Source organism: Koromonas soli, assembly GCF_059726265.1.
Window position 1 is genome coordinate 20,745 of sequence record NZ_AP040872.1, and the last position, 12,311, is coordinate 33,055.

The window sequence follows — 12,311 nt, forward strand, 5'->3', positions numbered from 1 at the left end:
CAATCAGACCCTTTCACGCACTCACTTGCTACAACCGCATGCGCCGCCACGACTTCCGAAATTCCATCCGTCCTTTTCTCCGGCGTTAATATCCGGAAAACCAGTACGATCCCAGGGATCGTTCCTCGCATGGGTTTTACCCGACAAGTGGTAGTAAATCCCGCCACCCTTTACACCCACCTCAGCCCATAATGCACCAGTCGTCCAAAAGTAATTGCTATCGTAAGCCGCGCCCTCGAACCCAGCTATGTAGTTGCCAAACTGGTCCTTGTTCATCTTCTTTCCACAACGCGTCCAGGTGTCATGCGCGTTCTGCGGAATCCATCCAAAGTCATACTTGCCCGTGCTGTTGTTGTAAATATTCCTTAGACCCTGAATCCGGCCAGCTGTCGCTTCGGCGTAAGCCTGTTGAAGTTGCTGTAACGTCTGCTGCTCGTTGTAGTCCGTCAAACCGAGCGGGTCTATGAGGTTGACTGGGCTATTGTGAACATACCGATAGAAATTCATTCCTCCTTCGAAGAGGATTGGGTCTTCGCTCAAGAACCTACCGATCAGTGGATCGTAGTATCTGGCGCGGTAGTAGTAGAGCCCTGTCTCCGGATCTTGTTCGCGACCGGTGTAGCGGTATGGATTGAAGACCCCCTCGGTAGGCGTTGTCTTACCAAAACTGTCATACACATACGAAGCCACCATCGCGCCGCTGCTGCCCGTCAGCGAGGTGATCGAACCCAGTCCGTCAGCATGATAATAGGCAGTGCTGCCGCCACGTTGCATGGCGAGGGGTTCGTCAATTCCCGCTCCCTGCACGTAGGAGGCCAGGAGCGCTCCGCTTGCACTGTATTCTCCTACGACGTTTGCACCATCGTAGGCGTAGACGGTCGTGCCCGACGCAGAACTTTTCTGGATTCTCCTTCCAAACGGGTCGTACTTAAAGGTGATGGTTGAAATTGATCCGTCATCCTGCGGGACGCCAGCCGAGGCAAGGCGGTTCTCAAAGTCCCACGTGTAGGATGTGGTCCCACTGGATGTTGCCTTGGTCAACATGTTGCCGTTGCTGTCATAGCTATATGTGGTGGACGGCAGCGACAGTAGCTGGTTGGAGACGTTGTAGGAATAAGGATTCAGGCCCAGTGAAGAGAGCCGGTTGCCCACTGCATCGTAGCTGTAGCTCTCGCTTGTGTTGGTTCCCTTCACCACCTGAGTCAATTGGTAGAGGGTGTCGTAACTATATCCTTCAGTGATTCCCTTCAGGACATTCTGCTTTGAAATGCGGTTGCCCGCATTGTCATAGCCATAGCTCGTGCCGTCCGAACTGCCATGCATGACACTCAACAAATGGGAAAGCGAGTCGTAGCTGTAGGTGCTATTTACGCTGCTGGGCCGCGTCAGTTGCGTGCGGCGACTCAGCGAGTCATAGCTGAAGCCGAACTGGCCCGCCCAGGAATTATTCAATGCAGTTAGCCGGTTCAGCGTGTCGTACTGGTAGGTGCTCGAACTCCCATCTGCCGCTGTCGAGCCGACGCGGTTGGATGCAGCATCATAGCTGTAGTTATTGCTGAAGGTTTGCCCCGAAAGGAAAGAATACGATGTGGCGGTGCCGATGAGCCGGCCCATGTTGTCGTAGGCAAAACCATAGGTTCCAGTCGGATCGTTGACACTGAGTACCTTGCCAATCAGATCGTAAACGTATTCCACCCTGGTCGAATCGGGATAGCTCTTTTGCGTAAGCCGGTTCAAGGCGTCGTAGAGATAGCTGATCGTCTGGCCTTTACGATCGGTCTTACTGATGAGATTTCCAATGGCGTCATAGATGTAGCTCTCCGTCAGCGTAGAGGGGAAAATCGTCAGCGTCACTCGACCGTGAGGATCGTAAACAAATGTGGTCGCATTGCCCCTGGCATCCGTGATGCTGAGCAAGTTGTTCTCGGAATCGTAGGCATACTGCGTGATGTTGCTCTTTGCATCGGTAACCGATATTAAACGATCCGCGTCGTCATACGTGTAGCTCGTGACATTGCCGTTCTGGTCAGTGGCCGAAATTCGACGCCCGCGATAGTCGTAGCCAAAACCTGCTGTCGTCTTGTCCGGATAAGTAATACCAGTGAGGCGGTTGCCCAAGTCGTAGCTGAACAGCGTACGATTTCCCGCCGCGTCCGTAACCGCCGTGCGGCTGCCGCGGGCGTCGTATTCGTAGCTCGTGACATTGTTTTGAGCATCCGTAATGCTTTGCAACAGGCCGGCTGCGGAGTACGCAACCTTCGTGACATTGCCCAGCGGATCCGTGATCTGGGTCAACTCCCCTTGAGGGTCATACGAGAACTGCGTTGTACTGCCGGCAGTGCTGCCGTCAGGAGAAGGAGTCGTTATCGAAAGCAGATTGCCATTGGCGTCATAACTGTTCGTCGTGACATTCCCGAGAGCATTCTTAGCGGTCAACACTTGACCAAAGGTGTTGTAGGTGTAATAGGTGGTAGCCGTCGTTGAAGAATCCACTGGGGTGGATATCGAGGTCACGTTGTTGCTGCCGTCATAGGTAAAGGAAGTTGTGTGTCCCAGTGCATCCGTGGAGGAAATCACATTTCCTGAGGCATCGAAGTCAAAGTGCTGAATTCCTCGAAGCGTGCAGCTAGAGCAACCGCCCCCAGCGGAATCTGATACAAGGCGCTGTCCACCTACTGAGAGGGAGGTATATGTGGATTGATAGCCTAGAGAATTCGTCAGCTGAAATTGCTCAATCGGAGGTTCGACAATAAACGTGCCACTCTGAATTGAATAGCCAGCTGTCTGAACAGCAATCGGGCCGGTACTGGCGCCCTCTGGAACTGGTACTGTGATCTGGCTATCGCTCCAAGTTGTCGGCGTTGCCACAGTCCCGTTAAAGGTCACAACGGTGTTGCCTTGGCTGTCTCCAAAACTGACACCATTAATTGTGATCGGCAGACCCGTTGGGCCGTATCCTGGAGAGATTCCTAAGATTTGCGGTAGTACGACGAATGGCAGTGGATTACTGGTGACGCCGTTTGCAACCACTACAGCTCGGCCAACAACCGATTTGCCCGTCTCACAAATTCTGGGTCTTCAAAACAACTGCAAGCTTTCAGCTGAATAGCACATGCAGATCATCACGTACTCTTCCTTGGTACTGCAACACCACCCTTGCGGAGAATTCCCGCCTCGACGCGGAAGATGTCAGGAACGTTTATCTTACCGTTCTTACGCTCCTCCATAACGGCGATACTGGTCATCGTTCTCAAGAGTGCTTCAGGAGTGTGCTCTACGGTAACGCCTATAGGAGCAAGCCATTCTCCACCTTTAGCGCTGTCAAGAATGTTATCTATGACCCTCTTCTCTTCCCATAGCTCAAATAGATGAAACCTGTCGATTGGCACGAACTGCCGTCGCAACGGCTCCAATACTACATTGATCCAAGGGTAATCTTCTTCAAGTTCTGTGAGGCGTGCGTTTGATGCACGGCGCACACCTTCACTGAGGCCGAGGTGATCAACTGCCTGCTTCTGAGGCGCGGGAAAGTGTTCCGCGGCGGTTTTCCAAGCAGTAAGAAAGGTACGAGGCGAACAGTTGTTCGACGCGTCACTAAGATGCAATGGAACCCAACTGTAAACTCGTCCTCTTTTCTTACTGCTCCCCATGTACTCTCCGGCGATCGCATTTACGAGCGCTTCCTGCGTTTCTGGAAGTGTGTCCAGTCGCCCATTGATGGGAAGCGCGGAATACGCGTCCAGACGCTTCGCCAATCCCTTCAAAACAAGTGCGGCACCTTCATCCCTCAGGAGTTGGAAGAGCAACAGGCCGTATAACTCGTATGGGTGCCACGCGAGGTCGACGTAGTCGTTCCGGATTTTGGAACTATCCGGGAAGCGAAACAGGTCTGGATCGGCAAACTGGTCAACGCGTATGAAAACTTTGGCGCGAATGCTACTGAACGACTGCAACCCAAGAACCGTGGCCAACAGGCCTTTCGTTAGCTCTCTGATCGACGGCCAGTCGTGAGATAAGCGGTCGAGGGCATCAAATACGACGAGAATCGTATCTCGGTTTTCGGATGCGGCGTTGTCCACAGCCGTAAGTTCTTCAGCGTATACAGACGGATTGACCCTCAGCTCATTGATAACCGTCGCGAGCTTCGGAGCGGCTGCACTGGATGTGAGAGACCGAATAACACGGAGGATGACTGCGCGCCATATCAGATGAGGGTAGACACCTTCCTTATGGGCCGCCTGTACATCGTCAATAGACGGCGTTACGCCGGTGAGCTTCACCGAACCATTGAAACCTATGACGACTTTGGTTCTGGCGAGGACGGGATATCTGTAGGTATTTGCAACCCGCTCACGGACGGCAGGATTCGTCAGAGCATGAGTCCAGAAACTCTTTCCCATACCCCTATTCCCGACCACAAGCTGCCTTTTCAGATCCAGGACTCCCCGATGGGTGTTCGGGAAAAACACACGGTCAAGATCTATCTTCTCGTTCGGCTCGACACGGAAGGAGATTGCGAAAGCTGCTATCGCGTCGCGAACGAGCCTCAGGTCCAGATCCGGATCAATGTTCATCACCTATTCTCCGACTGATCGGGTTCGACTCTGCCCGAAGCGATAATGGAATCTATTCCATTGAGGAACGGTCGGTACGTTTGTTCATAAAATGCGGCGTTGAGCTGCGTGGGCGCTTGAACTGGGTCGAAGTCTACAAAGTTCTGAGCAAAAGGTATGACCAATGGCCAGTGTGGTGCGTCTTTGTCATCCATGGCGAAAGTGATGCTGTCAAAATTTTCCTGTTCTGTGTCCTCGGCATCATACAGATTTTCGGCAAACAAGTCGTATAGGTCGTCACGAAAACGCTCTCCTACGGACGCATCCAGCCCTGCTTTTGCGTAGACAGACTTGAAGAGTAGCCTCCAATCGGCGCTCTTGCCGTTCGCATGATCGCGTTCAGCGAGCATCTTCAGCGCCGCGAACAACGCCTTATAACCTTCGACCGTTTGCCTTTGTGCTGTGCCAAATAGAAGTACAGATGCGCCCAACCCTAAGATCGCCGGTGCCGCCAGTTCAGATAACCCGGCCCTGCTATCGATGAGCACTACATCGTAAGCCTCTCGTTGCGTAAAGCGGCCAATCATTTGAGAGATCTTCAAGGTTACACTGAGCGAATCACCGTTCTCGTTGATGTCATCGAGCATCGCCCGCGAGAGCTTTGGAAGCGTGTTGATAGGGAACTGGCTCGCTCGCTTCCCCAACGCGGGCACTACATCGACGCGTCCGCCACCGGGAGCCGTCAACGCGCTCGTCCCAACGAAGTCGGCCAGACGGTGGTCGCTAACGCCTCCAAGTCCGCTCTCGACAAGGTAATCGACCGTTCCAAAACGCGGCAGCCTCTCGTCATCAAGAAGCATGTTGCCGATTCCGGGCGCCTCCAAATCAAGGTCCAAGACGAGAACATTCTTATTGCGGCGTGCGAGGTCAGACGCTGTTACCGCAAGTCCCGTCGAGCGGCCAACACCACCCTTCAGACTTGCGAAAACTATGCGGGGCGGTTGAGCCATGCCCTCATCAGGAGCTTCCAGCCAGGATGAGCCGATGATCCGTCGGTCTATGAAGCGAAATGAGAGCTCACCGATCTTCATCGGAAAAGAGTCGGAAGCTTTAAGTTGCAGGATGGACTCAGAGCCAAGATCAGTTGAGTAGAGCACCGCGCCGTCTCGCCGAGCATATGGGCCGATGACTTTCTGGATTTCTTCGTCAACCTTGCTCCGCAGCTCCTCAGGCGGAGCATCAGTAGCATTTACGAACAGCAGACGACCGCTAGAATCACGTACGACTAACCCGTCCTGCAGTACGTTAGCCCCACTGGTGCGCGCGATGGCTTCGATGAAAGTATCCAACGATTCATCAAAAAAGATATCCGTCTGGGTCGTCATAATCCCTCCATGCGGGCGATGAGCTTTTCGGCAGACACCTTCCACGACTCTATCCGCCCTGCATCAATGTCCTTTGTGGGTGCGTAGCGCATCGCGATGTCCCAGTTCTGAAACAACCGCGGGTCCTCGGAAATCCTCCGCAGTTCTTCCGCGCGCCTGCCCACAGCGGTAGCCAGCATCGCCTTCAACGAGGGGAGGTGCGCAAAGTAAGGATCGCTGCGGCGATTAGCCTCCGCTAAAGGCTTTATTCCCAGATTGCTCATTAGCTCCTTGATCGCGAGCTCCCCAGCGATTCCGAACAGATACCCGGCGACAGCCCTGCAGCCCGGCTGGTCACCGGCACCAGTATGCCCAAAAAGCACTTGTGCGGCCCTGAGATGACGACGTGCTGCACTCTTTATGTCCTGAGAATAAGCCATTGCTCATCACTGTCTTGGTACTGTTACATATTAGCAGTTCACCTTCTTGCGTTTGCGCTTGGCGATCCTCATCAATCGGTAGAGCAACGGTGATCAGTTGGTTTCAAAATCCAGAATTTATGAGACGGGCAAGTCGAGTCGGCACCGAGCAGTTTTTTGTGGAGTTAGAATCAGGCTGGTGAACAGCCTGGAACGGCCTTGCGGTCAGGTTCCGGTGCAGTCTTGTAGAACACTGTGCGCCGATAAGAATCAGTACCGAAAGGTCCGCTTATGGGAGAGCGAAGGAGATCGCGTCCGGTTAACGGGCAAACCGGAGATTTGGCCGTCATCCACTCCGCTCCCTGCTCAATTTGCGGAACGATGGCCTTTGCGATTACATCCGCTTCACACTGGAAAGTCGACATAATCTGGAGTACAGGTTGCGCCGCTACGCGACCAGATAGCCAGTTGCTGCATTCTGAGGTACTGTTTTCTTTTGAGAACAATGGCCAGCAGCCAGAATTCGGTCTTGATGATCGGCTCAATCCAGTTCGCGGTATGCGAACGGAACAGGAACAGATGACCGGCAAGCGATCGACCGCTTCTCCCCGCACGTACCAGCTTCGCCAAACGGGTCGAGAATCTGCACCCGTGATTGCACCCGTTTTCTGTCGTTCTTACACGAACCATCAAGCACTTGGCAGCCCTTTGTGAACGTGTAAGTTATTGATAATGCTTATGTTGATCGTTTGACACGGTAGAGGTCAGGAGTTCGAGTCTCCTCGTGCCTACCATTTTCATTTTCAAGAACTTACCTTCCTTTCAATCTCCCTTTTCTCTGCTAATCATCCGCGATTATGAGTGTGGAAAAACGCGCTTTTTCGCAGTTGAGATTTTTCTGCTGCTTCAAGCAATTAGTAACGCCAACATGTCTTAATTCTTGGACTCTGGAGATACATGAGGCCCCACCCCGGGGGCAAACGACGATCGATGCCGGTAGGTCAGCACCTGCGTTGCTCATGCGGTCCGTCGAATACTCTCATGGCGTCCGCCAAATAGCACTGCGTTCTGGTGGTCGTAGCTCGAATGCGCGTATCATGCGAGGCGATTAGGAGGGGCAATGGCGAATGTAGCTCAGCGAATTTCGGGGATGAACGGAATCATCGTCCCGGTGCTGTTCATCGGAGGCATTATTACGGTAGTTGTGGGCGTGGGTGGATTGGCCATTGGCAGCTTTGGAGGAATCGCTGGACTGGTGCTGCTCTTGGCGGGGATTGCAGCAACTGCCGTCGCTCTAATTGTTGCACTGCTGATGGAGATTTCAGGTCATCTCGCCATCATTCGGACGCAGTTAGAATCACTCGAATTACTGACGGACGTTGCAGGCCACTTGCAAGCGATGAGGACTCAGATAGGCAAGGGAGTGTTCGGCCTGCTCGGGCATTAGCTTCTCGTGTTGAGCCACCTCGAAGGACTCGGCTGCGGCACACGCACGGTTTTGCAGCCCAACAATCGACGGCTGCATCCTTTAGCTCGAATGGCGAAACAATCAAAACCCAAGGTGGAATCTGAGTCCCTCAAGGGCTGGAAAGAGGTAGCAGCTTTCCTCAGCCAGCCTGTGGCGGTTCCGCAGCGATGGACTAGCTCCGGCATGCCTGTGGAGAAGCGAGCTCGTTACGTCTATTCATCTCGCGAAGCCTTGAACCAGTGGCTAGGGCGTGAGTTTGCCGGAGAAACGTATTCACATCGCGACAGAGGACTCAGACCTCGGGGCGGAACTCCGACGGGGACTATCGCTTATTCGAAAGCACGGAGACAAAAAGAATCGTGCGGTATGAGTTCAATTGCTCTGCCTCGTCGCTCAGGGTACTCGTGCCGCTCAGTGTCTTGTCACGCAGCTTTCTGTTTGGACTCTAGAGGTAGGTCCGCATCTCGCCAAGCATCAAGCCCTCCCTGAAGAGCCCAGACGCTTTTGTACCCACGCTGCCGAAGCTTTTGCGCCAAACTGGCGCTGGAGTTCTCGTTCGGTCAAGTACAGTACGCGACAATAGGCTTCTCTTTGGGAATGTTGGGAAGGGCTTCGTCCAGTTTGTCCACTGGGACACGAATCGCTTCTGGCAACTTCACATCGGACTCCGCCCAGGCTTGCGGGTTCCGCGTGTCAATGAGCACGAAGTCCTCTCCTGCTTTCATTCTCTTTTGTAGGTCGTTCACTGTGATGCGCGGAGCGTCAACCATTCGGAACCTCCTTAGGTCTTCTGCACTTAGCCGTTAGATGCAAAGACCTCGTGTTCGCGCTCGGAATCTGCTCTGGGACGATTTTCTTCAAGAAGATGAAAAAACAACGTATGATTCCGGAACCTGTGGAGAACAATGATTCAGGTCGGGATATCGGTGCGCCTCACAAAGACGTCAGCAGTTTGCTACGCGCGTGGAGCGATGGAGATAAGGCCGCTCTGGATCAACTCACGCCCATCGTGTACGGAGAGCTCCAACGTTTGGCGCAGCGCTACATTGAGGCAAGAACGCTCCGGTCACAGCTTGCAGACAACAGCGCTGGTCAATGAGGCCTATATGCGCATGGTAGATTACAGACGAATGCGCTGGGAGGATCGTGCTCATTTTTTGCCGTCTCTGCCCAGTTAATGCGTCGAATCACTGCGAGAGCTTGGCTTTACCGAGAACTAACCGGCGGAACTGGCGATGAATTCCGATAAATGGAAGCGGGTCGAGGGCCTTCTTCAATCCGCGTTGGAGCGTCATCCCGATGAACGCGATGCTTTTCTGCGCTCGGCATGCCTTGGTGAGCCAGCGTTGGAGCAGGAGGTCCGCTCCCTTCTTGCTGCAGAGGGGAAGGCCGGAAGTTTTCTGGAACAGCCAGCGGTCGAGGTAGCGGCGCGGGCAGTTGCGCGCCGATACGCAGCCGCGGATCGTGACGAGTCTGTGGAAGGCACGACCATTACTCATTACCGGATCATTGGCAAGCTGGGTGTCGGTGGAATGGGAGTGGTTTACGAGGCGGAAGACCTCAGACTGAATCGTCGTGTTGCTCTTAAGTTTCTTCCAGCCGAAATGTCCACTGATAAAAGCGCGCTCCAGCGCTTCGAGCGAGAAGCCCAGGCGGCATCCGCGCTGAATCATCACAACATTTGCACGATTTACGACGTGGACTCCGACGAAGGAAAACCATTTATTGCTATGGAACTGCTTCAAGGCGAAACGCTGAAGCAGAAGATCGCAGGCAAACCACTCACAATTGAAATCCTTCTCGAGATCGCAATTCAGGTTGCGGACGCGCTTGATGCGGCTCACAACGCTGGCATTATCCACCGGGACGTCAAGCCCGCGAACCTTTTCATAACAAACAGCGGTCAAGCCAAGGTTCTGGATTTCGGTCTGGCCAAGTTCACGCACCGCGCCGAAGTTGTGGCACCGCTGGATTCGCCGACGGCGCTCACTCAGCCCGGCAGCACTGCTGGAACGCCAGAATACATGTCGCCTGAGCAGGTCTGCGGGAAAGATCTCGACGCACGCACTGACTTGTTTTCATTCGGTGTCGTGCTTTACGAAATGGCTACCGGCGTCCGTCCTTTCCACGGCGCTACTGCTGGAGAAATATCCCATTCCATCCTGAGCGAAACAGTGACCTCGCCCGCGCGCCTGAATCCGGCATTGACTCCGAAGCTGGAAGAGATCATCGCCAAGTGCCTGGAAAGGGAACGCCACCTTCGTTATCAGCACGCCTCTGATGTTCGAGCCGACCTTCAGCGGCTCAAGCGCGACTTGACCACCCAGAGTCTGCCGACCATCTCTTCGGCGGCAACCGGGCGACGTCGGTGGAGGAGATGGACCGTTCCTGCACTTATTACGGTAGTGGCGGTGATGGGTCTCGCAACGGCCGCCCATATATATCTCCACCATCAGCCCAGGCTTACTGATAAAGACACGATCATCCTCGCCGACTTCAACAACTCAACTGGAGACGCGGTATTTGACGGCACGTTGCGGCAGGGAATGTCCGTCCAACTACGGCAATCTCCTTTTCTCAGCCTGGTGTCAGACGAGCGCATTCATGAAACACTTCGGCTGATGGCCAAACCGCCTGACGCGCACATCACGCCCGAGATTGCGCGCGACATCTGTGTACGCACAGCAAGCACCGCGGTTCTCGACGGATCAATAGCAAAACTGGGTACCGAATACGTGCTGGGACTTCGCGCGGTAAGCTGCCACTCGGGTGAGGTCATTGCCGAGGAGCAGGCACAAGCCGCTAGAAAAGAAGACGTGCTCAGGGTACTCAGCGACATGGCGAGCCGGTTCAGGACCCGTATGGGGGAGTCGCTCGAAACGGTCGAAAAACACAACGCTCCGTTGGCGCAGGCAACCACATCTTCACTCGAGGCGTTACGAGCTTACAGTACAGGGCGGCAGGAGATATTCTCCGCGGGCAACGCTCAAGCTGTGCCATTCTTTAAACGCGCCGTTGAGATCGATCCGCAATTCGCCAGCGCTCACGCGATGCTCGGCCGATTGTATGCCGACCTGGGAGAAACCGCTCTGTCGGCACAGAGTTCCACCGCTGCTTACAATCTTCGAAATCACGCAACTGACCAGGAGCGATTCCGAATCACCTTTGATTACGACCTGATGGTTACAGGGGATCTTGAAAAGGCGACGAGCATAGGAGAATTGTGGGCGCAAACATATCCGCGGGAGCGAGATCCACGAATGATGTTGTGCATCATTCACCAGGAACTTGGACATTATCAGAAAGCACTCGAAGAAGGCAGACGAGCAATTGATCTCGATCGCGAATCTTTCCCCCCCGCTTATATCAATCTCGCATGGAGCTATCTTCTCCTCAATCAATTGGGCGAGGCTGAGTCGACGCTTCAGCGCGCCTCTGAACACAAGGTCGATATGGATCAGCCGGATTTCTTCCTCATTCGGTACGACATCGCGTTCCTGAAACATGATCAGGCGGGAATGGAACGGGTTCTAGCGCAGGCTGCGGGAAAACCCGAAGCGGAACACTGGATCACGGCACGGCAAGCGAATGTGCTGGCGTTCTCCGGTCATTTGCAACAGGCAAGAACTGCGTCTCGCCGCGCCGTTGAGCTGGCGGAGCAGACGGGTCAGCACGAAAGAACGGCCCTGTATCAAGCCGGAAGCGCCGTACGAGAGGCGCTCTTTGGCAATATCGCTGAAGCAAGAGCCAGCGCGTGGACGGCGTTGAAGCTTTCAAGCAGCCGCGATGTGGAGTATGGTGCTGCACTCGCGCTTGCCATCGCGGGAGATCAGGCACGCCCGCAAGCGCTCGCGAGCGACCTTGAAAAACGATTCCCGGATGATACGTTTGTCAAGTTTACTTACGCTCCCGTGCTGCGGGCCGTTGTGGCACAACGCCAGGGGGATCCGTCGCAGGCGCTACAAATACTGCGCATCACCGCTCCCTACGAAATAGGTTACACGGGTGCTTGGTTCGGCTTCTTCGGTACCCTCAGCCCCGTGTACGTCCGCGGGATCGCTCTCCTGAACGCACATCAGGGCCAACAAGCCGTAGTCGAGTTCCAGAAGATTGTCAACCATACCGGAATTGTCGCCAGTGACCCAGTTGGCGCACTTGCGTACTTGCAATTGGGAAGAGCATACGTATTGGTGGGAGATAAAGAAAAAGCCAACGCGAACTATTCCAATTTCCTGACACTCTGGAAAGATGCCGATCCGGACATTCCCATACTGAAGCAAGCTCGGGCTGAATCTACGAACCGGCGATGATGTGTTCGGTGATGATTGCAGTCCGCCACAGAGCTGCGGATTCATTCCGAGCGTTTGGGAGCACGACGGGGAATGCGCTCACCCGAAAACTATAACAAGACCGTGGAATAGTTTCGGGACAGAACGGCGTTTCTCGGGATTGATTTCTGGTTGTTGGTCAAACGCCGTGTTTCCGAGATGCGACGGCCCAAAAGCTG

At 54.2% G+C, this 12,311-nt stretch carries 10 protein-coding genes and 1 pseudogene; 4 read left to right on the plus strand and 7 right to left on the minus strand.

Features of this window, described 5'->3' with window-relative positions:
• Nucleotides 1-21 precede the first annotated feature (21 nt).
• From AC6IY8_RS00110 to AC6IY8_RS00135, 6 genes and pseudogenes are all read right to left on the minus strand, one after another.
• Nucleotides 22-2,577: an RHS repeat-associated core domain-containing protein gene (locus AC6IY8_RS00110; RefSeq protein WP_497778650.1), complete on the minus strand. Its 2,556-nt coding sequence runs from the start codon at nucleotides 2,575-2,577 to the stop codon at nucleotides 22-24.
• Nucleotides 2,578-2,787: 210 nt separating this feature from the next.
• Nucleotides 2,788-3,030 (minus strand): annotated as a pseudogene (locus tag AC6IY8_RS00115) (IPT/TIG domain-containing protein); the annotation flags it as partial.
• Nucleotides 3,031-3,122: 92 nt separating this feature from the next.
• On the minus strand, nucleotides 3,123-4,577 hold the full coding sequence (locus tag AC6IY8_RS00120) for a hypothetical protein (protein ID WP_497776526.1): 1,455 nt from the start codon (nucleotides 4,575-4,577) through the stop codon (nucleotides 3,123-3,125).
• Complete coding sequence (locus AC6IY8_RS00125; protein WP_497776528.1) at nucleotides 4,574-5,938, minus strand: KGGVGR-motif variant AAA ATPase; 1,365 nt, start codon at nucleotides 5,936-5,938, stop codon at nucleotides 4,574-4,576. Before AC6IY8_RS00125 ends, AC6IY8_RS00120 begins: the two co-directional genes overlap by 4 nt.
• Complete coding sequence (locus AC6IY8_RS00130) at nucleotides 5,935-6,357, minus strand: hypothetical protein (RefSeq protein ID WP_497776529.1); 423 nt, start codon at nucleotides 6,355-6,357, stop codon at nucleotides 5,935-5,937. Before AC6IY8_RS00130 ends, AC6IY8_RS00125 begins: the two co-directional genes overlap by 4 nt.
• A gap of 384 nt (nucleotides 6,358-6,741) precedes the next feature.
• Entirely contained in the window at nucleotides 6,742-6,966 is a 225-nt protein-coding gene (locus AC6IY8_RS00135; protein WP_497776531.1) for a hypothetical protein, read from the minus strand.
• A 490-nt stretch (nucleotides 6,967-7,456) separates the two neighbouring features.
• On the opposite strand from AC6IY8_RS00135, the gene AC6IY8_RS00140 reads away from it, so the two are divergent.
• A complete protein-coding gene (locus AC6IY8_RS00140) occupies nucleotides 7,457-7,783 on the plus strand; it encodes a hypothetical protein (protein WP_497776533.1) in 327 nt (108 codons plus the stop codon).
• A 581-nt stretch (nucleotides 7,784-8,364) separates the two neighbouring features.
• Here the strand turns inward: AC6IY8_RS00140 and AC6IY8_RS00145 are convergent.
• Nucleotides 8,365-8,574: a rhodanese-like domain-containing protein gene (locus AC6IY8_RS00145; protein WP_497776534.1), complete on the minus strand. Its 210-nt coding sequence runs from the start codon at nucleotides 8,572-8,574 to the stop codon at nucleotides 8,365-8,367.
• Nucleotides 8,575-8,669: 95 nt separating this feature from the next.
• Between AC6IY8_RS00145 and AC6IY8_RS00150 the strand changes: the two genes are divergently transcribed.
• The 3 genes from AC6IY8_RS00150 to AC6IY8_RS00160 are packed head-to-tail and all read left to right on the plus strand — an operon-like array spanning nucleotide 8,670 to nucleotide 12,114.
• The gene (locus tag AC6IY8_RS00150) at nucleotides 8,670-8,903 is read left to right on the plus strand and encodes an ECF-type sigma factor (RefSeq protein ID WP_497776535.1); all 234 of its coding nucleotides are present in this window, start codon (nucleotides 8,670-8,672) and stop codon (nucleotides 8,901-8,903) included.
• Nucleotides 8,878-8,982 (plus strand): ECF-type sigma factor, encoded by a 105-nt coding sequence (locus tag AC6IY8_RS00155; protein ID WP_497776536.1) that lies wholly within the window; start codon nucleotides 8,878-8,880, stop codon nucleotides 8,980-8,982. Before AC6IY8_RS00150 ends, AC6IY8_RS00155 begins: the two co-directional genes overlap by 26 nt.
• Before the next feature lie 57 nt (nucleotides 8,983-9,039).
• The gene (locus tag AC6IY8_RS00160; RefSeq protein ID WP_497776538.1) at nucleotides 9,040-12,114 is read left to right on the plus strand and encodes a protein kinase domain-containing protein; all 3,075 of its coding nucleotides are present in this window, start codon (nucleotides 9,040-9,042) and stop codon (nucleotides 12,112-12,114) included.
• The last annotated feature ends 197 nt before the right edge of the window (nucleotides 12,115-12,311 follow it).

Bases quoted from the DNA above. Each gene is read 5' to 3' on its own strand.
- AC6IY8_RS00140 (WP_497776533.1), top strand. From the start codon at position 7,457: ATGGCGAATGTAGCTCAGCGAATTTCGGGGATGAACGGAATCATCGTC.
- AC6IY8_RS00125 (WP_497776528.1), bottom strand. From the start codon at position 5,938: ATGACGACCCAGACGGATATCTTTTTTGATGAATCGTTGGATACTTTC.
- AC6IY8_RS00145 (WP_497776534.1), bottom strand. From the start codon at position 8,574: ATGGTTGACGCTCCGCGCATCACAGTGAACGACCTACAAAAGAGAATG.
- AC6IY8_RS00150 (WP_497776535.1), top strand. From the start codon at position 8,670: ATGAAAAAACAACGTATGATTCCGGAACCTGTGGAGAACAATGATTCA.
- AC6IY8_RS00160 (WP_497776538.1), top strand. From the start codon at position 9,040: ATGAATTCCGATAAATGGAAGCGGGTCGAGGGCCTTCTTCAATCCGCG.
- AC6IY8_RS00130 (WP_497776529.1), bottom strand. From the start codon at position 6,357: ATGGCTTATTCTCAGGACATAAAGAGTGCAGCACGTCGTCATCTCAGG.